The 21,312-nt window shown below is 65.3% G+C and carries 18 protein-coding genes and 1 pseudogene; 1 reads left to right on the forward strand and 18 read right to left on the reverse strand.

Annotated elements, in window-relative coordinates:
• Positions 1 to 7: 7 nt before the first annotated feature.
• The 13 genes from ACQY6T_RS14530 to fliE are packed head-to-tail and all read right to left on the reverse strand — an operon-like array spanning position 8 to position 9,900.
• Complete coding sequence (locus ACQY6T_RS14530; RefSeq protein ID WP_428632670.1) at positions 8 to 253, reverse strand: flagellar biosynthetic protein FliQ; 246 nt, start codon at positions 251 to 253, stop codon at positions 8 to 10.
• A 28-nt stretch (positions 254 to 281) separates the two neighbouring features.
• Positions 282 to 1,052 carry a flagellar type III secretion system pore protein FliP gene (gene fliP / locus ACQY6T_RS14535; RefSeq protein ID WP_428631828.1) on the reverse strand — a complete coding sequence of 257 codons (771 nt, stop codon included), beginning with the start codon at positions 1,050 to 1,052 and terminating at the stop codon, positions 282 to 284.
• Positions 1,042 to 1,320: a flagellar biosynthetic protein FliO gene (locus tag ACQY6T_RS14540; protein WP_428631829.1), complete on the reverse strand. Its 279-nt coding sequence runs from the start codon at positions 1,318 to 1,320 to the stop codon at positions 1,042 to 1,044. Before ACQY6T_RS14540 ends, fliP begins: the two co-directional genes overlap by 11 nt.
• Positions 1,320 to 1,658 carry a flagellar motor switch protein FliN gene (gene fliN / locus ACQY6T_RS14545; protein WP_428631831.1) on the reverse strand — a complete coding sequence of 113 codons (339 nt, stop codon included), beginning with the start codon at positions 1,656 to 1,658 and terminating at the stop codon, positions 1,320 to 1,322. The genes ACQY6T_RS14540 and fliN overlap by 1 nt, the downstream gene beginning before the upstream one ends.
• Complete coding sequence (locus tag ACQY6T_RS14550) at positions 1,651 to 2,583, reverse strand: FliM/FliN family flagellar motor switch protein (protein WP_428631833.1); 933 nt, start codon at positions 2,581 to 2,583, stop codon at positions 1,651 to 1,653. The genes fliN and ACQY6T_RS14550 overlap by 8 nt, the downstream gene beginning before the upstream one ends.
• Entirely contained in the window at positions 2,580 to 3,185 is a 606-nt protein-coding gene (locus ACQY6T_RS14555) for a flagellar basal body-associated FliL family protein (RefSeq protein ID WP_428631835.1), read from the reverse strand. The genes ACQY6T_RS14550 and ACQY6T_RS14555 overlap by 4 nt, the downstream gene beginning before the upstream one ends.
• A gap of 17 nt (positions 3,186 to 3,202) precedes the next feature.
• Positions 3,203 to 4,513 carry a flagellar hook-length control protein FliK gene (locus tag ACQY6T_RS14560; protein WP_428631837.1) on the reverse strand — a complete coding sequence of 437 codons (1,311 nt, stop codon included), beginning with the start codon at positions 4,511 to 4,513 and terminating at the stop codon, positions 3,203 to 3,205.
• On the reverse strand, positions 4,510 to 4,956 hold the full coding sequence (locus ACQY6T_RS14565) for a hypothetical protein (RefSeq protein ID WP_428631839.1): 447 nt from the start codon (positions 4,954 to 4,956) through the stop codon (positions 4,510 to 4,512). Before ACQY6T_RS14565 ends, ACQY6T_RS14560 begins: the two co-directional genes overlap by 4 nt.
• Positions 4,953 to 6,284, reverse strand: a complete 1,332-nt coding sequence (locus tag ACQY6T_RS14570) for a FliI/YscN family ATPase (RefSeq protein ID WP_428631840.1) — start codon at positions 6,282 to 6,284, stop codon at positions 4,953 to 4,955. Before ACQY6T_RS14570 ends, ACQY6T_RS14565 begins: the two co-directional genes overlap by 4 nt.
• Positions 6,281 to 6,880, reverse strand: a complete 600-nt coding sequence (locus tag ACQY6T_RS14575) for a FliH/SctL family protein (protein ID WP_428631843.1) — start codon at positions 6,878 to 6,880, stop codon at positions 6,281 to 6,283. Before ACQY6T_RS14575 ends, ACQY6T_RS14570 begins: the two co-directional genes overlap by 4 nt.
• Complete coding sequence (gene fliG, locus ACQY6T_RS14580; protein WP_428631845.1) at positions 6,873 to 7,904, reverse strand: flagellar motor switch protein FliG; 1,032 nt, start codon at positions 7,902 to 7,904, stop codon at positions 6,873 to 6,875. Before fliG ends, ACQY6T_RS14575 begins: the two co-directional genes overlap by 8 nt.
• The gene (fliF, locus tag ACQY6T_RS14585; RefSeq protein ID WP_428631847.1) at positions 7,897 to 9,543 is read right to left on the reverse strand and encodes a flagellar basal-body MS-ring/collar protein FliF; all 1,647 of its coding nucleotides are present in this window, start codon (positions 9,541 to 9,543) and stop codon (positions 7,897 to 7,899) included. Before fliF ends, fliG begins: the two co-directional genes overlap by 8 nt.
• Positions 9,544 to 9,546: 3 nt before the next feature.
• Positions 9,547 to 9,900 (reverse strand): flagellar hook-basal body complex protein FliE, encoded by a 354-nt coding sequence (fliE, locus tag ACQY6T_RS14590; protein WP_428631850.1) that lies wholly within the window; start codon positions 9,898 to 9,900, stop codon positions 9,547 to 9,549.
• A gap of 245 nt (positions 9,901 to 10,145) precedes the next feature.
• On the opposite strand from fliE, the gene ACQY6T_RS14595 reads away from it, so the two are divergent.
• Positions 10,146 to 10,976, forward strand: coding sequence for a flagellin (locus ACQY6T_RS14595; RefSeq protein ID WP_428631852.1), 831 nt, complete (start codon positions 10,146 to 10,148; stop codon positions 10,974 to 10,976).
• 148 nt (positions 10,977 to 11,124) lie between these two features.
• On the opposite strand, the gene ACQY6T_RS14600 is transcribed toward ACQY6T_RS14595, so the two are convergent.
• The 5 genes and pseudogenes from ACQY6T_RS14600 to ACQY6T_RS14620 all read right to left on the reverse strand — a co-directional run bounded on the left by ACQY6T_RS14600 (position 11,125) and on the right by ACQY6T_RS14620 (position 21,308).
• Positions 11,125 to 14,391 carry an error-prone DNA polymerase gene (locus ACQY6T_RS14600; protein WP_428631853.1) on the reverse strand — a complete coding sequence of 1,089 codons (3,267 nt, stop codon included), beginning with the start codon at positions 14,389 to 14,391 and terminating at the stop codon, positions 11,125 to 11,127.
• Positions 14,388 to 15,924 (reverse strand): annotated as a pseudogene (locus tag ACQY6T_RS14605) (Y-family DNA polymerase). Before ACQY6T_RS14605 ends, ACQY6T_RS14600 begins: the two are co-directional and overlap by 4 nt.
• Positions 15,830 to 16,618, reverse strand: a complete 789-nt coding sequence (locus ACQY6T_RS14610; RefSeq protein WP_428631856.1) for an ImuA family protein — start codon at positions 16,616 to 16,618, stop codon at positions 15,830 to 15,832. Before ACQY6T_RS14610 ends, ACQY6T_RS14605 begins: the two are co-directional and overlap by 95 nt.
• A gap of 86 nt (positions 16,619 to 16,704) precedes the next feature.
• A complete protein-coding gene (locus ACQY6T_RS14615) occupies positions 16,705 to 18,114 on the reverse strand; it encodes an efflux transporter outer membrane subunit (RefSeq protein WP_428631858.1) in 1,410 nt (469 codons plus the stop codon).
• Positions 18,111 to 21,308 carry an efflux RND transporter permease subunit gene (locus tag ACQY6T_RS14620; protein WP_428631861.1) on the reverse strand — a complete coding sequence of 1,066 codons (3,198 nt, stop codon included), beginning with the start codon at positions 21,306 to 21,308 and terminating at the stop codon, positions 18,111 to 18,113. The genes ACQY6T_RS14615 and ACQY6T_RS14620 overlap by 4 nt, the downstream gene beginning before the upstream one ends.
• Positions 21,309 to 21,312: the final 4 nt, after the last annotated feature.

The raw sequence follows: 21,312 nt of genomic DNA on the forward strand, positions 1-21,312 counted from the left end.
CCCTGGATCACTTCACCAGGCTGGGAATCTGGGCGAAAATGTCGCGGGTAAAATCGGTCAGCAGCACCAGGATGCTGCCGCCGAATATAGCGAGACAGATGGCCGCGACGATCAGCTTGGGGACAAAGGTCAACGTCTGTTCATTGATCGACGTCGCCGCCTGAACCATGCCGAGCAGCACCCCGATGACGAGCACCGGCAGCAGCAGCGGCGCCGAAGCGAGCGCAAGGATCCACAGCGATTGCTGCGCCATGCCGACAAAATAATCGGTTTCCACAGCCTTAAGTCCCGAATGAGGCGGCGAGCGAACCCATCGTCAGCGCCCAGCCATCGACAAGAACGAACAGCAGCAGCTTGAACGGCATCGAGATGATCGTCGGCGACAACATCATCATGCCGAGCGACATCAGCGCCGAGGCGACGATGAGATCGATGACGAGGAAAGGCAGAAATATGAGGAAACCGATCTGGAACGCGGTCTTGAGCTCGCTGGTCACAAAGGCCGGCAGCAGGATCGAAAAGGGCACATCCTTGGGGCTCGCATAGGTCGGCGCCTTGGCGATTTTGGCAAACATCATCAGGTCGGTCTTGCGCGTCTGGGTCATCATGAATCCGTGCAGCGCGGTGCCTGACCGAGAGACGGCTTCGCCGATGTCGATCTGTTCCTGACCATAGGGCTCAATGGCGACGCGGTTCACTTCGCTGATCACCGGCTGCATCACGAACAGAGACAGGAACAGGCTGAGGCCCACCAGCACCTGGTTCGGCGGGGTCTGTTGCAGCCCGAGCGCGTGGCGCAGGATCGACAGGACGATGATGATGCGCGTGAAGCTGGTCATCATCAGCAGCAGCGACGGGAGCACCGTCAACAGGCTCATCAGGACGAGGATTTGTAGCGAGAGGCTGAGCGGACGGCCATCGCCGCCGATCTCGTTCACCGCGCGGCTGAGCCCGTCGGTGGCCTGCGCATAGGCGGTCGGCGCCGCAATCAGCAGCGTGAGGCCGCCGATCAGCGCCGCACCGCGCAGGCAGGTTTTGCGATCAATCCGCATGGAAGTCGCCTTGGCTGTCGTCGGCAATCCGCGTAATGCCGTTGCGCGAGACCGCGACCAGGATCCGCTGTCCGGCGAATTCAACCACCGCGAGCTTGGAACCGGGGCCGAGCGGCAGCACGTCGACCATTTCGACCGCGCGCGTTTTCGCGCCGCCACCGACGAGCGGTACGCCCATCTGGACGCGCTTCCACAGCCACAGGCTGCCCCACGCCATGCCGCCGATCAGCGGCAGCAGGATGAGCAGGCGGAGGACATATTCGAACATCAGCCTCTCCGCTCAAAGCCTTCGAGGCCGCGCGCCGGGGCGACGACTTCGGCGACCTGGATGCCATAGCGGCCATCGACGCTGACGATCTCGCCCTTTGCGATCAATGTGCCATTGGCATAGATATCGAGCAGATCGGTCGCGGCGCGGTCGAGTTCGATCACGCTGCCCTCGTCGATTGCCAGCAGCTCGGCGAGCGTCATCGAGGTCGATCCGACCTCGACCGACACGCGCAGCGAGACGCCGGCGAGCAGGTCGAAATTGGGCGCGGCAGCGATATTCTTGTTGTCGCGGCGATCGGTACGGGGCGCCGTCGGGGCGTCGCTGAGATCAGTCATGGTTGGGTCCTTTTTCGATATGTTCGATCATGATGGCGGCGTTGCCATTGGCTTCGCCGATGCTGCCGACCGCAAAGCTGCGGCCCGCGACCGTCACCGGCACATGGCGCGGCATGCCGAGCGGAATGATGTCGCCAACCTCGAGAGCGAGCAGTTTGACGAGGCTGATTTCGGGGCGTGCCAGCACCGACCGGACGGGCAGACGCACGTCGCGCAGCGCCTTGTTGAGCGCGCCGGCCCACACCGGGTTGGCGGCGCCGGGCATTTCGGGCGCGGGCTCGGCCCCCGCGACGCCGCGCAGCGCGGCGAGCGGATAGGCGCAGACGATCGTGCGGCCTTCGAACGGCGCCCCGCGCAGGATGAAGCGCTGGACCAACAATTCGTCGTCGGCGCGCACCGCGGCGAGTTTCGCAGAATCGCCGGTGACGCAGTCGAGCTCGGGCTCCATGGCCAGCTTGTCGCCCCATGCGGCGGCGAGTTGCAGCCCCATGTCGCGGCCCAGCCGTGCCGCGAACCGCTCTTCGGCATCGGTCAGCTCTTCGCGCTCGGCAGCAAGCGCGCCTTTGCCGCCATAGAAAATGTCGACGAGCTGGAGCAGCAATTGCCGCGGCGCTGCAAGCAGCACCGGACCCTTGAGCGGCGGTGCGTGATAGCGCCAGAAGATCGCCGGGGCGGCGGCGGCGCTCCACTCGGCAAAGCTGATCTGTTCGGCGCCCGCGCGCTCGACCTGAACGGTCGGAACGCCCAGCGCCCGGATCAGATCGCGCAAGCTGCGGGCAAATTGGATGGCGACGCTGTCGAGCGCCGGAAAGGCGTAACTGCCTTCGGCCTTGCGCAGCAACAGCGACGCCTTGGCGTCAACCGCCTCGGTGGTCGGGGCGGCGGGCGGCTGCACGGCTTTGACGGATTTTTCGCGAACGGTCACTGGATCACCAGGCTCGTGAAATAGACATTATCGATACCACCAAAGCCTTCCTTCTCACGCAGCACATCGTTGATTGCACCGGTCAATTGCCGCTGCAGTCGTTGTTTCCCCTGCGATGTCGAGAGCAGCGCCGGATCCTGTTCGGCCAGGACCATAAGGACGACCGAACGGATCGGCACCGCCTGGCGTTTGATATTATTGATAACCTTGCCGTCATAAAAGGTCGAAAGGCTGATACCTGCCTGCAAAAAGCCCGACCCGTCGGCGAGGTTCGTCGTGAACGCATCGGTGATCGGATAATAAGTGACGTCATATTTGCGCGGGTCGATTTTGAACTTGTCGTTGGGTACCGCCACGGTCCCAACCTTGAGCGCCGGTTCCTTGTCTTCGCCTTCGGCGGCGGGGGCTTCGTCCCCGACGCTGCGCACGACCAGCTTGGGATAATGATCCTCAGGCTTGGCTTCGTGCGCGGACAGCGCGCCGAAATAGATGCCCGCGCCGGCGCCCGCGCCAATCAGCACGAGCGCACCGACGCCGATGAACAATAGTTTCTTGAACTTGCCCTTCGGTTTGGGCGCGGCTTCGGCTTTATCCTTGGTCATTATGATACCCTTTGTGGTCAGGCGAAGCGGCCGCGGCGGTCGGCGGCCTCTTCGGGATCGCGCGCCTTGGCGCGCTCGGTAACGGTTTCGATCAGGTGGCTGACGTCCTGCGCGGCGGCGCGGCCCTGACCTTGTGACTGGCGGCTGGTGTCGCCGGGGGTACAGGTGACTTCGCTGCCCGCGACGCGGACGCCCTGTTGGCGCAGCTCTTCGACGAGGCGGACCTGCGCGGCGGTGACGATCGTCGCGGTCGCTTCATGCTGAGTGTCGAGTTTCAGGGAGACCCCTTCGTCGCCCATCAGCATCGCGACGTCGAGACGGCCTAGGTGGCGCGGCATCAGGCGAAAGCTGATGTCACCGCTGTCCGATTTGGTCGCGGCGATGTCGTGCACGAGCTGATCGATCCACGCGCCATCGCTGGCAAGGTCGAGGACGCGTTCGGCGATGGTGACCGGCGCAGCGGTGTTGGCCAGCATCGCGGCGGCCGTCGTCAGCGGCTGGATGAACTGGATCGTCATCGGCGGCGCGGCGTCGGCGGGCTTGGCGGCGACCGGTTCGGTGCCGGTGAAAGCGGGGCCAGGCTGCGGCGCGGCGCGCGGCTTGGCCGCTGCGGGCGCTACAACCGCTGTTTGGATGTCGGGCGTGGCGACCTTTGCTTCGACGCTGCGCGGTTTATCGGTGGTCGGCGCGGTGGCGACGGCCTCAGCGGTCGGCGCCGCCTCGCCGGTCGGAAGTTTGGTGGTGTCGTTTGCCTTGACGGGCTTGCCAACGACCGCAGCAACCGCTGCAGCGGCGACAGGCGCTGCGGCGATGGGCAGCGCCGCTGCGGGAACCGGGCTTGCTGCTGCGGCGGGCGCTTCGGGCGTCGCGACCGTTTCGGCGGGCTTGACGGCTATCGTACCGTTTTCAGCTGTCGCTGTGCCGTCGGCCTCGACCTCGTTTTCAACTGCCTTGAGCGATTTCGTTGCGGGCTTGGCCGCGCTGCCGTTCAATTCGATCAGCAATTTTGCCGCCGACGCGGCGACCATGTCGGGGTTGGTTTTGGGCGCAGCGGTCTTGGCGTTCGCAACCGGCGCTTCGACGATGACATCTGCGGCGACGACTTCGCCCGCAGCGGGAATGGCTGAGGTCGACGTCACGACTGCAACCGGCGTCACCGGCGCGGCCTTGGCCGCCGAGGCATCGACCGCCGGAATGGCGGCGAGCAGCTGCTCGAAACCGCCGTCTTCGCCGCCGCCCGTCGGCGTCTGGCCGATTGTGCTCAGGAACGCCGCAAAGCCAGCGGGCATCGACGCCTGCGGGTTGGGCAGGGAGGCCGCGCCCATCATGCCGCGCCGCCTTCGATCAGGCGCAGGCGCATGCCGCCGCGCACGCGGTGCGGGCGGTTGGCGTCGCTGCGCCGTTCGGCTTCGGCTTCGGCCGATTTGCGGCTGCGTTCATACAGGCGGACCGCCGATTCTTCCTTGGCCATCGCGCTTTGCGCGAGCACCCCGGCCTGGTCACGGCGCGCGCTGGCGTTGACCAGCGGTGCGGTCAGATTTTCCTGTGCGAGGTCGAGCCGCATCGCGAGCTCGCCGATCGTGTTGAGTGCGCGGCCGGCAACCGCGCCCTTGGCCATTGCCAAATCGACGCGCAGCGTTTCGAGGCGCCGGGCCAGCTCGACCAGGCTGGCAAGTTCGCCATTGGCCCGCGCCAGATTGGCCTCGGCCATCTGATGCTCGACGGTGCGCACGCGGATGATACGTTTGCGGCGTGCGGTACGGGCGGTCATGCGGAATATCCTTCAATCAGGGTCTGGCGGGAAATATCGTAATCGACCTGTGCCTTGGCGGGCTGGGTCACGAACGCGAGCTGGTCGGCGTGGCAGGCGATGGCGGTGTCGAGCACCGGATCGCCGCCGGCGACATAAGCGCCCATCAGCATCAGATCGCGGTTTTCTTCATAGGCGGACCACAGCTGGCGAAAGCGCGCAGCAGCGGCGGCATGCTCGGGATCGACCGAATCGACCATTGTGCGCGACAGCGACCGCGCGACGTCGATCGCGGGATAGACGCCCTGTTCGGCAAGCTGGCGCGACAGGATGATATGCCCGTCGACAATGGCGCGGGCGCTGTCGACGACGGGGTCGTCGATGTCCCCGCCATCGGCAAGCACGGTGTAGAGCGCGGTGATCGACCCGCCGGTTTCGCGGTCGATGCCGGCGCGTTCGCACAAGGACGGGATCAGCGCGAACACCGACGGCGGATAGCCCTTCATCGTCGGCGGCTCGCCCAGCGTCAGTCCGATCTCGCGCTGCGCATGTGCGACGCGGGTCAGGCTGTCGATCAGCAGCAGGACTTTCTTGCCATCGGCGCGAAACGCCTCGGCGATCGCGGTGGCGCGCATCGCGGCGCGCAGGCGCAGCAGCGGCGGATGGTCGGCGGGAACCGCGACGACGACCGCCTTCTTGCGGACTTCGGGGGGGAGTTTGGTCTCGACGAAATCGCTGACTTCGCGGCTGCGTTCGCCGATCAGGCCGACGACGATGACGTCGCATTCGGTGCCAGCGATCATCTGGCCCATCAGGACCGATTTGCCGACACCCGAGCCCGCGATGATCGCGACGCGCTGGCCTTCGCCGACGGTGAGCAACGCGTTGATCGCGCGCACCCCCATGTTGAGCGGATGGGTGACGCGGCCGCGGCGCAGCGGATTGACCTTGCGCCCGGCGAGTGGCCACTGGAACTGCGACTTGATCGGCGGGCGGCCGTCGAGCGGATTGCCCTGCGCATCCATGATGCGGCCGAGCAGGGTCTTGCCGACCGCAACCATCGAACTGGCGCCATGCGGTTCAACCGGCGCGCCGGTGACCAGCGGCATGTTGGTGTCGAATGGCAGGACGAGGCTGCGATGACCGCGAAAGCCGACGACCTCGCCATAGACATAGTCGTTGTTCGCCGACTTGATGCGGACATTGCTGCCCAGCGGCTGCGGGAAACCCGACACTTCGAGCATGATACCCTCGTGCGAAACGAGGGTGCCGATGCGGCGCGGGCTGGCATTGGTCAGGTCGATCGGATCGAGCAGTTGCTGAGCGGAGAGGGCGAGGCGGCGCGTCATGTCGACGCCCCTTCGCCGAGCGCCACGCACAGTTCGTCGAGATAGACGGCGCGGCCATGTTCGATCCAGCCGGTCGAGGTTTCGATGCGGACGGTGCCGCGCATCATCGCCGGGTCGCTGGCGAGCGCCAGCGGCAGCGCGCAATCGGCGAGCAGTACGGCATCGTCGGGGTGAACCCACAGGGTGCGCGCCTTGTCGGCGTCGGCGACGAGCGCGGCGGCGGTGGCCGCTTGCGCCTGAAGCCATGCGGCGTCGATCGGGGCGTCGGCGACGATCTGATGCACCAGCCGTTCGACGGTGCGCGCGATCAGCTGCGCCAGTTCTTCGCTCGGTTCGTCCTGCAACGCTTCGGCGCCGGCGAGCAGGGCGAGCAACTGGTGGCGTTCAGCGACGTAAGCGGCTTCGGCGACGCGCTGGCCTTCGGCGAGGCCGCGGGCAAAGGGGTCGTCGAGATCGAGATCGGCGGCGCTGCCGCCGACGGCCTGCGTCGCACGCGCGTTGCCACCAAAAGACAAAGGACGAAAGTCGCTGTTGCGCGCCATGGCTGTGGCCAGCGTCACAGTGGCAAAGCCGGTTTCGGTGGCGCGATCAGACATAGTCGTCGCCCCCGCCCGCGATCATAATTTCGCCCGATGCCGCCATCTGGCGCACGATCGTCATGATGCTCTTTTGTGCGTCATCGACGTCGGCGCGCTTGACCATCGTCATTTCGGTCATTTCGTCGCGGATCGTTTCCGAGGCACGCTGCGACATGGTGGCGAGGCATAGATCGACCATCTCTTCGTCGGTGCCCTTGAGCGCGACCGCGAGCTGCGCTGCATCGACCGAGCGCAGCACCGCACCAAGGCTCTTTTTGTCGAGGTCGCGGAGGTTCTCGAAAATGAACATTTCTTCCTCGATCGCCTGCGCGAGCAGCTTGTCGGTCTTTTTGAGCGCGCGGATCGTGCGTTCGCTGAGCGACTTCGGCATCTTCTTCATGATCTTGGCGACATCGCTCGGGCCGCCAATCGTTTGTTTGGCGACGCGCTGGCCATCGACATTGGCGCTGGCGAGCACCGATTCGAGATCTTCGATCGCCGCGGCGGGGACCGAGGTCAGCTGCGCAGCACGCAGCACGAGATCGGCCTGCAGGATCTCATCGAGGGTTTCGATCGCGCGCGCCGCGACGTCAGGGACGAGCACCGACAGGATCAGCGCGCCGACCTGCGGATGTTCCTGGGCCAGCAGGCCGCTGATCGCGTCGACGTCCATCCAGCGGAGGATTTCGAGCGAGGCGGCGCTGCGCTGCGGCGCGACGGCGGCGAGGATATTGTCGGCGCGCACATTGCCCACCGCCTGGTTGATGACGGTGCGGATGCGGACGTCGGCGCCGATGGCGAGCGCGCTGACGTCGCGGCTGCGCACGACGAAACGGTCGAGCGCCTGTCCGATCTGTTGTTCGCTGGCGTTGGCGGTGTCGAACATCGCCTTGGCCAGCTGGCGCACTTCGTCGGGAGCCAGATGGGTCAGGATCGTTGCGGCTTCGCTTTCGTCGAGCAGCATCAGCAGGATTGCGGCAGCGGCCGATCCCTCGATGGCGGGTTTGGCGGACGGCGCCATGGTTTCGGCGGTATCAGGCACGCGCGCCCTCCTGCATCAGCTGGCGGACGACGAGCGCGGCGCGCGCCGAATCCTGGTGGACAAAGGCGCGGACCAGGTTGGCGCGCGTTTCATAGCTCGGCGCCTGTTCGATCATTTCGAGCGTGATTTCGCGGCCTGCTGCGGGGCTGGCGAGCGCGGGGCGCCCGTCGGTCGCAGCGAGCAATGTTTCCTCCAGCGCGGCATTGCGTTCGGCGCGTTCAGCGGCGCGCGCCTTGGCGGCGCGGATCAGCGGACGACCAATGAACAAAAAGGCGAGCAGCGCGGCGAAGATGGCCCCGACCTGCTTGATCAGCGGCAGGAACCAGCCCTGATCGTAAAACGCGGGTTCCTCGGCCTCGACCTGCACGAAGGGGCGCTGGCTGATCGCCACCTGATCGCCGCGGGTTGCATCAAAACCGATCGCGCCTTTGACCAGGCTGTCGATCTTGGTCATGTCGGCCTGGGTCAGCGCCTTTTTGCCCTGATTGAGCGCGACGGCGACCGAGACGCGGCGGAGCTGGCCTTGCGGCTGGTGGGTGACCGAGATCTCGCGGCCGACTTCAAAGGCGCGCGCGGCGTTTTCATTGCTTTCAGTGCTGGGTGTCGGGGTAGCGGTTGGCGTCGGTTGCGGCGCGTTGGCGGTGACCGTCGTCGCCTGCGGTGGCTGGTTCGACAGCGCGCCGGGGATGCCGACGGCGGGCGCGTCGCCTGCGCCGCTGACCGTGCGGGTGATCTGCTCGCTGGTCATCGCGCGATCGTCTTTGGGAAAGCTTTCGCGCGTGGCCTGGCTTTCGGACATGTCGACGTCGGCGTGGACCTCGACGCTATAATTGCCGGCGCCGAGCATCGGGCCAAGCAAAGTGTCGAGCGCGCGGCGGAAGCGGTCCTCGACCTGCACCTGCAACTGGAACGCCTTCATGTCGCTGCCCGATGCGGTATCCGACAGCAGCGCACCGCGCTGGTCGATGACCGACACCTGATCGGCGGTCATGCCGGGAACCGAAGAGGCAACGAGGAAGCGGATCGCCTGCACCTGACCGTCGCTCAGCGAGCGGCCGTTCTGCAGCGTCAGCATCACCGACGCGGTGGACGGCTTGTCGTCGCGGACGAACAGGCTGGGTTCGGCGGCGGCGATATGGACGCGGGCGCTTTTGACTGCATCGATCGTTTCGATCGTGCGCGACAGGTCGGCTTCGCGCGCGGAACGGAGCGTCTGACCCTCGATCGCGCGGCTTGACCCCATCGGAAGCGAGGCGATCAGGCTGTCCCCGCTCGGCTGTGCCTTGGGCAGGCCTTGGCCGGCGAGCGCGATGCGCGCCTGGTGCAATTTGTCGGCATCGACGGTCAGCGCGCCGGTGCTCGCGTCGATGCTGTGGGCGATACCCTGTGTCTGCAGCGCGTCGGCGACCGCCGACTTGTCCATGTCGTCGAGGCCGGCGAACAGCTGCGCCTGGGGCGCCGACTGCATCGTGAAATAGGCGAGCGCGGCGATGCCGACCGCCGCCGACATGGCAATGGCGGGCAGCGCGCGCTGTACCGCGGGCTGGCGGAGGAAGCCGGTTAGCGGCGCGAGCCGGTTGCCGAATGCCGGGACGGGCAAAGCGTTGGGGACGGGGGCGAGGATCTGGGTGTCGGCCATGGGTTAAACCGGCATGTTCATGATGTCGCGATACGCGGACAGCAGCTTGTTGCGCACCTGCAACGTGGTTTCAAAGCCGAGCGAGGCTTTCTGGCGTTCGATCATCACGCTGACGATGTCGTGGGTGTCGCCGCGCTCATAGGCTTCGGTGATCTCGCTCGCCTTGGACTGCTGGGCGTTGACCTGTTGCAGCGCATTGTTGATCGCGGCGCCGAAATCGGGGGTTCCGCCAGCGCCTTCGACGCCGCCCTCGGCGCCGCCAATGCCGCCGCGGCCGGCGGCGCGTTGCAGCGCCTGGTTCTGATTGAGGATCGAACTGCGCATCTGCAGCAGTCGGCTCGGGTCAATCGTGCTCATTGCTTTCCATCCGTCCTGTGTGCAGCGGTGCGCCACACGCAAAGAACAATGCAAAGGCCATGCCAAAAGATTTAATCGATGTTTTTCAATTGCTTGAATTATCACGCCAGTCGCCGTGGACAACCTTCGGCATTTTTTTGACGGGGTGGGCTTAAGCGCCCCCGCTGCCTGCCGTTACTGCTTTCGTGACCGCTCCTCGAGCCCTCACATAACGGGAATGGCCATCGAGGCCGGAAAGGAACATTATGACTGTCATCAACACCAACGTGAGCGCGCTTCGCGCCCAGAATAGCTCGCGTGTTGCCAACAACATGCAGTCGCAGGCGATGGAACGCCTGTCGAGCGGCAAGCGCATCAACAGCGCCAAGGACGACGCCGCCGGCCTCGCCATTGCAACGCGTATGGACGCCAGTGCACGCGGTCTGAACGTGGCAATTCGCAACGCCAACGACGGTATTTCGCTGGCGCAGACGGCGGAAAGCGCCGCGGGCAGCATCTCGAACATCCTGATCCGCATGCGTGACCTGGCGCTTCAGGCCACGACCGGTACGCTGGGCGACGACGATCGTACCGCGATCCAGACCGAAGTCACGGCGCTGATTTCGCAGATCGGCGACATCACGGGCCGCACCACCTTTAACAAGAACAACCTGCTCGACGGCACCGGTGGTGCTGACGCCGACGGCGTGTTCAAGATCCAGACCGGCCTGAACGACGCCGAAACCGTGGATATCACGATTGCCGACCTGACGGCGGCAACGCTGGGCGTCGACGGGCTCGACTTCTCGGATCCGGCTGATGCGTCGGCTGCGCTCGAAACGCTCGACACCGCAATCCAGACGGTTGCTACCGAACGCGCCAACCTGGGTGCGCAGCAGAACCGTCTCGAAGTGACTGTCGACAATTTGACGTCGAGCGTCGTTAATCTGGCAGACTCGAAGTCGCGCATCGAAGACACCGACTTTTCGGCTGAATCGACGAAGCTGGCGGCTGCCGGGATCCTGGCGCAGGCATCGACCGCGATGCTCGCTCAGGCGAACCAGAGCCAGCAGGGCGTGATGAACCTGCTCCGCTAAGCAGCTCGCCTCACCACTTTCAGGCTATATTTGGTTGGTCCCTTAGATAGCCTGATCCGATGCCCCGGCCCCCACAGCCGGGGCATCATCGTTTTTGCGAAGGAGCGGGCCGGTGACGCTTCCGGCGTCAGTCGGAAAACAAATCGCATCAATGAAAATCCCGCGATTTTGGCAGGATGCGGACATCGCGCGGATGGCCGTGCTTCGCCGCATAACCGCGCGGCGCCTGCGGATGCGCGACCTCGTCGGCGCGGCAGAGGTCGGGGCGTATTTCGCGCCCGTCGCCCAGCGTATCGAGCATCGCCGTCCGGTCGATGATTCGCGTCGCCATCAGGTGGATGACGCCTTCCTTGCTGCGCTGGACCTCGCCCTCGGCCAGCATCAGCCGTGACGCCATGACCGCGCGGCGATAGCGTTCGAAATGGCGTGCCCACAGCAGGATGTTGACGACCCCGCCCTCGTCCTCGAGCGTGATAAAGATCGCATTGCCCTTGCCCGGGCGCTGACGGATCAGCACGACGCCCGCGGTGCGGACGATCGAACCGTTCTTTGCCGCCGTGACTTCGGTGGCACTCAGCACAGCTTCGGCCGCGAACGCCGGGCGCAGAAACGCCATCGGATGGCCCTTCAGCGACATCCGCGTCGTCTGATAATCGGTGAGGACATGTTCGACGAGCGGGGTGGGAGGCAACTGTGCATCTTCCTCGGCGCCCAACTCATTGGCCTCGGCCGCCCCGAATAGCGGCAACACCCCCTGCCGGACGCGCCGCGCATCCCACAGCGCGGGGCGGCGATCGAGCCCCATCGAGCGGCAAGCATCCGCCTCGGCCAACAGCCGCAGCGCGCGCGCGGGCAGGTCGGCGCGGCGGGCGAGTTCCTCGACGCTGGCGAAGGGCGTGACCCGTGCCGCGACGATTTGCGCCGCCCACGCCTCGCGAAACCCGTCGACCTGCCGCAATCCAAGCCGCAGCGCGAGGCTGCCGTCGGCGCGCGGTTCGAGACTGTTGTTCCAATCGCTCGCGTTGACGTCGACTTCGCGCACCTTGACCCCATGCTCCTGCGCATCGCGCACCAGCTGTGCGGGGGCATAAAAACCCATTGGCTGTGAATTGAGCAGACCGCAGGTGAAGACGGCGGGGTGGTAATGCTTGATCCACGACGAGACATAGACGAGCCGCGCAAAGGATTGGGCGTGGCTTTCAGGAAAGCCATAGCTGCCGAACCCTTCGATCTGTTTGAAGCAGCGTTCGGCGAAGTCTTTCTGATAGCCACGCCGCACCATGCCGCCGACCATCTTCTCGCCGAAACTCTGGATTGTACCGACGTTGCGAAACGTCGCCATCGCCCGTCGCAGCTCGTTCGCCTCTTCGGGCGTGAATCCTGCCGCCACGATCGCAAGCTTCATCGCCTGCTCCTGGAACAGCGGCACGCCGAACGTATCGCCCAGAACCTCGAATAATTCATCTTGAGGATAATGCGGAGCGGGCGAAGGATATTCGACCTTCTCCTCCTTGTTTCGGCGGCGCAGATAAGGATGCACCATGTCGCCCTCGATCGGGCCGGGCCGAACGATCGCGACCTGCACGACCAGATCGTAAAAAACGCGGGGTCGCAGCCGCGGCAGCATGTTGATCTGGGCGCGGCTTTCGACTTGAAAGACGCCGATGCTGTCGCCCTTGCACAGCATGTCGTAAACCGCCGGGTCCTTGGCATCGATTTCGAGTTCCAGCGTCCGGTCGCCCAGCCCATGGGTCCGCATCAGGTCGAAGCATTTGCGGATGCAGGTCAGCATGCCGAGCGCGAGCACATCGACCTTCATCAATTTCAGTGCGTCGATATCGTCCTTGTCCCATTCGATGAAGGTGCGGCCCTCCATCGCGGCGTTATGGATCGGCACCAGTTCGTCGAGCCGTCCCTGCGTCAGCACGAAGCCGCCAACATGCTGCGACAGGTGGCGCGGGGCTTTCAGCAATTCGCCGACAAAGCGATGTAGTCGCTCGATCTCGCCATTGTGCGGATTGAGCCCTGCTTCGATCAGCCGTTCGACCGGCACCTCATCACCCCAGCTCCCCCAGCTGGTATCGGCGAGTCGCGCGGTGACATCTTCGCTGAAGCCCAGCGCCTTGCCGACCTCTCGGATCGTGCTGCGAGGCCGGTAATGGATGACAGTCGCAGCAATGGCGGCGCGGTCGCGGCCATAGCGGCCATAGATATATTGGATTACCTCTTCGCGCCGTTCATGTTCGAAATCGACATCAATGTCGGGGGGCTCATCGCGCTCGGCGGATACGAAGCGTGAAAAAAGCAGCTTATGCTCGATCGGATCGACCGAAGTCACACCCAGTAGAAAGCAGACGATCGAATTGGCCGCCGACCCGCGCCCCTGACACAGGATCGGCGGTTCCTGTGCGCGAGCGAAGCGGACGAGGTCATGGACGGTCAGGAAATAATAGACGTATTTTCGCCTTCGGATCAGGCGCAGTTCGTTGCCGACGAGCTTCCTAACCTTGGGGGGAAGCGGTGTGCCGTAACGCGCCTCGGCCGCCGTCTTCACCAGATGATGCAGATAGGCGAAGGGTTTCCAGCCCGGCGGTACCGGCTCGTGCGGATATTCATATTGCAGGTCTTCAAGGCAGAATACGATGCGCGCGAGCAGCTTTGTGCTTTCGTTGATTGCCTTGAGATGATGCTTGAAAAGACGCCCCATTTCAGCAGGCCCTTTTAAATGCCGCTCGCCATTGGCGCTAAGCAGTTTGCCCGCTTTCTGGACTGTCGTGCCTTCGCGGATGCTGGTGATGATGTCGTGCAAAGGGCGCTGTGCGATGCTCGCATAAAGCGCGTCGTTCGTCGCGAGCAACGGGACGCCTGTGGCTGCGGACAATCGCTCGAGTTCGACCAGCCGCCGTGCATCGGCTCCTGATCGCGACATGGTTGCCGCCAGCCAGACCGATTTTGGCCGCGCCAGCTTGAGTGTGCGAAGCAGGTCTTCATCACCGTTCATCGCGATCAATAACAGGTCGTCGCAATCAGCGAGCAGGTCCTGCAGATGGAGAATGCAGTCGCCTTTCTGCGCCCGCAGGTTGCCGACCGAGAGTAGCCGGGTCAGCCGGGCCCAACCTTGGCGCGTCGTCGGATAGACGACGATGTCGGGGGTGCGGTCGGCGAAGGCGAGACGCGCGCCGACGACCAGGCGGAAATTCGCGACGGTTTCAGGCTGCTTGACCTGCAGTTCTTTCAGAAACGCCCATGCCCGCACGACCCCCGCGACACTGTTTCGGTCGGCGATTCCGATGCCGGACATGCCGAGGTTGATCGCTGCGGCGACCATCTCGGCGGGATGCGAGGCGCCGCGCAGGAAGCTGTAATTGGTCGCGGCGACCAGTTCGGCGAAGCCGGTTTCGGGCGCGTCACTCATGCGAACAGCCCGTGGATATACCAGCGTGGATCAGGCTTTTCGTCGTACAGCCCGTGGCGAAACAGCCAGTAACGGCGGCCGCGGTCGTCCTCGACGCGGTAATAGTCGCGGGTCAGCCCGGCATTGTCCTTGCGCCGCCACCATTCGCTCGCGATCCGTTCCGGCCCCTCATAGCGGCGGATCGCGTGGGTAGCGCGGCGCCAGCGGAAACGGTGCGGCGGGCCGTCGGGAACCTCGGCGATCACTTCGATCACCTGCGGCGGATCGAAGAGATAGAAGGGGCGCAGCGGCGGCTCGCCGGGTTCGGGGACGGGCCAAGGGGTGGGCGGCGGTGGGTCGATCGCGGGCAAAGCGAGCTGCGCCTGTTCGGGGATATAGGTGTCGGCGGCGATGAGTTTTCGCACCCCGCCGCGGCCGATCCGGGTTGCCAGCCGATCGACCAGTTCAGTGATCGCGGCGGTGCGTACCTCCCCGCCTTCGAGTTTGAGCTGGGTCGCGGCAAGCGCTTCGAGGCGCGGCACCGCGAGGCGCATCATGTCGAAGCCGAAGCCGGGATCGAGCGGATCGCGCAAAGCATCCATCCGTTCGGCGAACAGGCGCATGACGAGGCCGCTGTCGCGCGTGGGATGACCGGTCTCGACCGCGATGCTGCGCGCCAGACCATCGCTGCGAAAAAAGGTGGCGCGAAAATGGCGCCCGCCTTTGCCGCGCCCGCCAAGGTCCAAGATCGCTTCGCCGACCAGTTCGGCGAGGATCTGGGTGGCGTGGGGGGGTGCTGGCGACGGGTTCGGCAAAGCGGCGTTCGGCGACCACCGGCGGCGGAGCGATGCGTGGATCGAGCGGACTGGGCGCGTCGCCGAGCAGGCGGCGCAGCGCGGTCGCGGCGTCGGCGCCGAACCGCGCGGCGATATTCGCCATTGGGCGCGCCGCGAGGTCGCCGATCGTCTTGAGCCCGGCGCGGACGAGCGCGGTCGCCGCCTCGCTGTCGAGTTCGAGCGCAGCGACGGGCAGGCGGCGGATCGCGGTGGCCTCGTCAGGGGCGGGGCGTGTCTGATAACGCGCGAGGGCGCGGGCGGCGTCGGCGGTGGGGCCAAGCGCATGGCGCAACGTCATGCCGAGCCGGGTCAGGCGCCTATCGACATCGTCGATCAATCCTGCCTCGCCATCGAACAAATGGGTACAGCCGGTGATGTCGAGGATCAGCCCGTCGGGGGCATCGAGCGCGACGAGCGGGGTGTAGCGCGAACAGCCTTGGGCGAGCCGGTCGAGCCAGGCATGATCGAGAACGGGATCGTGCGCCACGATGGCAAGGTCGGGCACCTGCGCCCGCGCGTCGGCGAGCGGCATGCCGACGCGAAGCCCGAGCGCCTGCGCGCGGGCATCGACGCTTGCGAGGCGCAGCGCACCGCGCTGCTTCTCGGCAAAGACGAGGGGGAGGTCAGGCGGCTTCGGCACCGAGCGGGTGAACCGCTCGGCGGGCAGCCACGGGAAGAACAGCGCCAGATAGCGCCGCGTCCCTGAAAGCTTGCTCATCTTTATCCCAATCGAGTCGCCAGTGGGTTCCGGCAGGGCCGCCGCGCCAGCGCAGCAGTTCGAGGTCGAAGGCGGGGGCGCCGGGAGCGTCGGCTTCGAGCTCGCGCGACGGTGCGGCGACGATGTTCCAGCGCGTTTCGGCGACGCTCGGCGTCGGCGCGGCATTCAGACGCAGCATCAGCAGCGTCGTCCCCGCATCGCGCGCGCCGAGCGTCAGGCGGCGGCCCGCGGTGAGATCAAGCAGGGGGAATTTCCCCCAGCTTTCGACAATCACCGCCGCCGATCCCGCACAGCGCACGGCATCATTGGCGCAGGCGAGCAGCATTTTGAGATCGGCGGTCTCGATCAACAGCAGCCGGTCAGGATCGCCGCCGAGTTCGGCAATGCCAGGGGCATAGATATGGCCGGTGCGGCGTCCGGCATCGACGGTACGCAGCCACAAGAGCGGCGCCTTGCCGGGCGTGCGCAGCGCGAGCAGCGCGGCGAAGGCCGCGGCGCTGGTCGCGTCGAGCGCGTCGGCGGCGAAAAACTCATGCGTGCGCCCGATCATCAATCCACCGCTGATCGCCGCATCGAACGCGTCATGCCCCGTCGCCAGCCAACCTTCGACTGGGCGGCTTTCGGGGCCACCAGTGGCGGCAAGCCGGGCGATGCGTTGGCGCAGCCCGGCGAGTTGAGGAGACGACTCGCGCATATATGTTCCTGATTTGTTCTATTAGCGCTTTCGAGGCGGCGCTTGTCAAGAAGAGTCAGGAACGAGTGAAGTTACGGCGCAGGTGGTTAAGGTGCCGAACCCGCGCTGCTGTCGCCGCCCAACGCGCGGAACAACGCGATGCGGGTTTGGACGAGCAGCAGCTGCGTCGCGATTTCGCTGCGCCGCGCCGTATAGAGGCTGCGCTGCGCATCGAGGCTGGCGAGGAAGCTATCGACGCCGCCCTTGTATCGCGCGTCGGTCAGCATAGCCGTATCGGCGGCGGCCTCGGTGTTCGCGGCAGCCGCGCGCGTTCGTTCGGCGATCGTGCCCTGCACCGCGAGCGCGTCGGCAACCTCGCGAAAAGCGGTCTGGATTGCGCCTTCATACCCCGCGAGCGCGGCATCGCGCTGCGCTTCGCTGACGGCGACGCCGGCGCGGCGGCCCCCGGCGTCGAATATCGGCGCTGTGATGTCGCCGCCCCCCGACCAGTTGAACGACCCGCTGTCGAACAGGCTGGACAGCGCGTTGCTGGCAAAGCCGAGTAATCCGGTCAGCGAAATCGACGGGAAAAGCTGCGCGCGCGCGACGCCGATGTCGGCATTGGCGGCGCGCAGGCCATATTCGGCCTCGATCACATCGGGGCGGCGCAGCAGGATTTGCGAGTTCACCCCGGCCGGTAAGGACGAGATCGCCGGCGTCACTTCGGCGAGGCCCGTCGGCAGCAGCGCGCGATCGACATCGCCGCCGACGAGCAGGCGGATGAGATTTTCGTCCTGCGCCAGCGCGGTCCTTTGCTGTGCGATCGCATCCTCGGCGGTCGCGAGTATCTGTTCGGCCTGACGCAGGTCGGTGCGCGGCGCAACCCCGCCGTCGAGCCGTGCTTTGGTCAGCCGCACACTTTCGCGCGCATTGGCGGCGGTGTCCTCGGCGATTTTCAGGAGGTCGCGGTCGGCGCCATAGGTTGCCCAGGCGTCGGCGAGATTGGCGATCAGCGCGAGGCGTACGGTGCGTGAAGCTGCCTCGGTCGCCAGCGCGCGGTTGCGGTCGGATTCGGTGGCATTGGCAAGCTTGCCGAACAGGTCGATCTCGAACGCGGTCACGCCGCCGCGCAGCGAAAAGTCGCCGCTGCCGCCTCCGCCGCTTGTGCCGTTGCCACCACCGTCCGAATAGCCCGCGCCGCCGCTGATCCCGACGGCAGGGAATTGGCCCGAACGGGTGACGCGCGCCTGCGCGCGTGCCGCGGCGACATTGGCATAAGCGACGCGCAGGTCGCGATTGTTGGTCAGCGCCTGCTCAGCCAGAGACTGGAGGCGCGGATCGGTGAAGACGCTCTGGTAGGAGAGGATCGGCAGCGCCGCCTCGCTTTGCAGCAGATAGGCGTCGCCGACCGGCCAGCTTTGCGGAACCGGCGGCGTCGGCAGCACCGTCTTGGGCGCCAGCGAGCAGCCCGCGAGCGCGAGCGTGCTCGCGAGCAGCAGGGCGCGGGTTCCGATCATGCCGGCACCTCCGCCGCGCCGTCGGTCTTGCCCTTGCCAAAGCGGCCGCGCACTGCTGCGATCCCATCGCGCACGCCGCGGCGGACGAGGACGAAGAACAGCGGGATGAAGAAGATCGCCAGGAAGGCGGCGGTCAACATGCCGCCGATCACCGAGGTGCCGATCGCGACGCGGCTGTTCGCCCCGGCGCCGGTCGCAATCGCGAGCGGCAACACGCCAAAGATGAAGGCAAAGCTGGTCATCAAAATCGGGCGCAGGCGAATGCGCGCCGCGGCAATCGCCGCCTCAATCACGCGCTTGCCCTTGCGCTCTTCCTGTTCGGCAAACTCGATCATCAGGATCGCGTTTTTCGCCGCGAGTCCCATCGTCGTGAGCAAACCGATCTGAAGATAGACATCGTTTTCGAGCCCGCGCAGCGACACCGCGACCACCGCGCCGATCAGCCCGAGCGGGATGATCAGGATCACCGCGAGCGGGATCGTCCAGCTTTCGTAAAGCGCCGCCAGGCACAGGAAGACGACGAGCAGAGAGATGCCATAGAGCAATGGCGCCTGCCCCGACGACAGCCGTTCCTGATAGGAGGAGCCCGACCAGGCAACGCTGGTTCCGGGCAACTGGCCGGCCAGTGCCTCGATTTCGTCCATTGCTTCGCCCGAACTGGTGCCGGGCGATGGCTGGCCCGAAATTTCAAAGGCGGGCACGCCCTGAAAGCGCGAGGTGCTGCTAGGCGTCGTCGCCCAGCCGGTGCGAGCAAAGGCCGAGAAGGGCGCCATTTCGCCATTGGTGCCGCGCACATACCATTGGCTCAGATCTTCGGGCTTGGCGCGATAGGGGGCATCACCTTGAACATAGACGCGTTTGACGCGCCCCTCGTCGATGAAGTCGTTGACGTAGCGCCCGCCCCACGCGGTCGCGAGCGTCGCGTTCACATCGTTATTGTTGATGCCATAAGCGGTCAGTCTTTGCGTATCGACGTCGATCTTCAGCGTCGCAACATCGGGAAGATCGCTGAGGCGCACCCCAGTCAGCTTGGGATTGGCATTGGCCATTGCTAGCAGCCGGTCGCGCGCCGCGACGAAATCCTCGCGGCTCATCCCGCCGCGGTTCTGCAACTGCATCGTGAACCCCGATGAATCCCCCAGCCCGCGGACGGCGCCCGGAACCAGCGCAAACACTTGCGCATCGCGCAGCCCGCTCAGCGCCTTTCCGGCGCGCTCGGCGATCGCATCGGCGGTATTTTCCTGGCCCGGCCGGTCATCCCAATGGGTCAGGTTGACGAAGCCCTGTCCGGTATTCTGGCCGACCGCGCCGCCGCCGCCGCCGCCAGCGACCAGGAACAGGGTTTGTGCATTCGCCTTTTCCTGGGTCAGGAAATATTTCTCGACCGCATCGCGCACTTCCAGCGTCCGCCCCTGGGTGGCGCCGGCGGGCAGGCGGAATTGCACCTGGACGCGCCCCTGATCCTCGCCGGGTAAAAAGCCGCTGGGCAGGCGCAGAAACAGCACTGCCAGCACCGCGAATATGATCGCGTAGATGCCGAGGAAGAGCCATTTGCGGTCGACGACCTTGGTCACGCTGCCGACATAGCGTTCGACTGTGCGGTCAAAGCGCGTATTGAAGCCGTTTTTGGCGCGTTCGAGCATAGCGCGGGCGCGCGGGAAACGGCCACCGGGTGCGGTTTCGCCGTGCGTCTTCTGCTTGAGCAGGGTGGACGTCAGCGCCGGGCTGAGGATCAATGCGACCAGCACCGACAGCATCATCGCCGAAATGATCGTGACCGAAAACTGGCGATAGATGACGCCGGTCGAGCCGCCGAAAAACGCCATCGGCAGGAATACCGCCGACAGCACCAGCGCGATCGCGATCAGCGCGACCTGCAATTCCTTCATCGACTGGATCGTCGCCTCGCGCGCCGACATCTCGGGATGCTCTTCCATCAACCGTTCGACATTTTCGACCACGACGATGGCGTCGTCGACGAGCAGACCGATCGCCAGCGTCAATCCGAACAGCGTCATCGTGTTGATGCTGAACCCCAGCATATAAAAGATTGCAAAGGTGCCGAGCAGCACGACCGGCACCGCGATCGCGGGGATCAGCACCGCGCGCCAGCTTTGCAGGAACACGAACATCACGACGATGACGAGCAGGATTGCCTCGAACAGCGACTTTTGCACTTCGCTAACCGACAGCTTGATGAAAGCGGTCGAATCATTGGCGTAGGAATAAGCGAGGCCGTCGGGGAAATCGACGGCAAGTTCTTCCATGCGCGCCTTGACGCGGTCGGCGGTTTCCAGCGCGTCGGACCCCGGCGACAGCGAGATCGACATGCCCGCGCCGGGATGGCCGTTGATGCGGCTGACGACGCTGTAATTTTCCGCGCCGATCTCGACCCGCGCGATGTCCTTGATCCGCACGCTCGATCCGTCGGGCTGCGTTTTGAGCACGATATTCTCGAACTGCTCGACGGTTTGCAGGCGCGACTGCGCGGTCACGGTCGCGTTGAGCATCTGGCCCTGCGGTGACGGCAGGCCGCCGACCTCGCCCGCCGCGACTTCGCTATTCTGGGCCGTGATCGCGGCGATCACCTCGCTGGGCATCAAAGACACCGCCGCTAGCCGCTGGGGGTTCAGCCAGATCCGCATCGCATGCGGCGCGCCGAAGATATTGACGTCGCCGACCCCCTCGACGCGCGACAGCGGGTCCTGGATATTCGACGTCATATAATCGGACACGTCGGCGTTCGCGCGGGTGTCGGTTTCGTCATAAACGCCGACGAGCAACAGCGAGTCGGCGTTGGATTTGGTGACGCGCACCCCCTGCTGCTGCACCTGTTGCGGCAGACGCGAGATCGCCGACTGGACCTTATTCTGGACCTGCACCTGCGCGATGTCGGGGTCGGTTCCCTTTTCGAAGATCGCGGTGATGCTCGCCTGACCGCGTGAACTTGATTGCGAGCTGAAATAGAGCAGGCCATCGATGCCGGTCAGTTGCTGCTCCAATATCTGGGTGACGCTGTTTTCGATCGCCTCGGCCGACGCGCCCGGATAGCTGGCGCGGATGTTGACCTGCGCCGGCGCGATGTCGGGATATTGTTCGATCGGCAGCGAAAACAGCGCGCCGACCCCGCCCAGCATCACGATGATTGCCAGCACCCAGGCAAAAATGGGACGATTGATGAACAGACGGGACATGGGG

The organism is Sphingopyxis sp. (assembly GCF_965279725.1).
Lineage (GTDB): Bacteria > Pseudomonadota > Alphaproteobacteria > Sphingomonadales > Sphingomonadaceae > Sphingopyxis.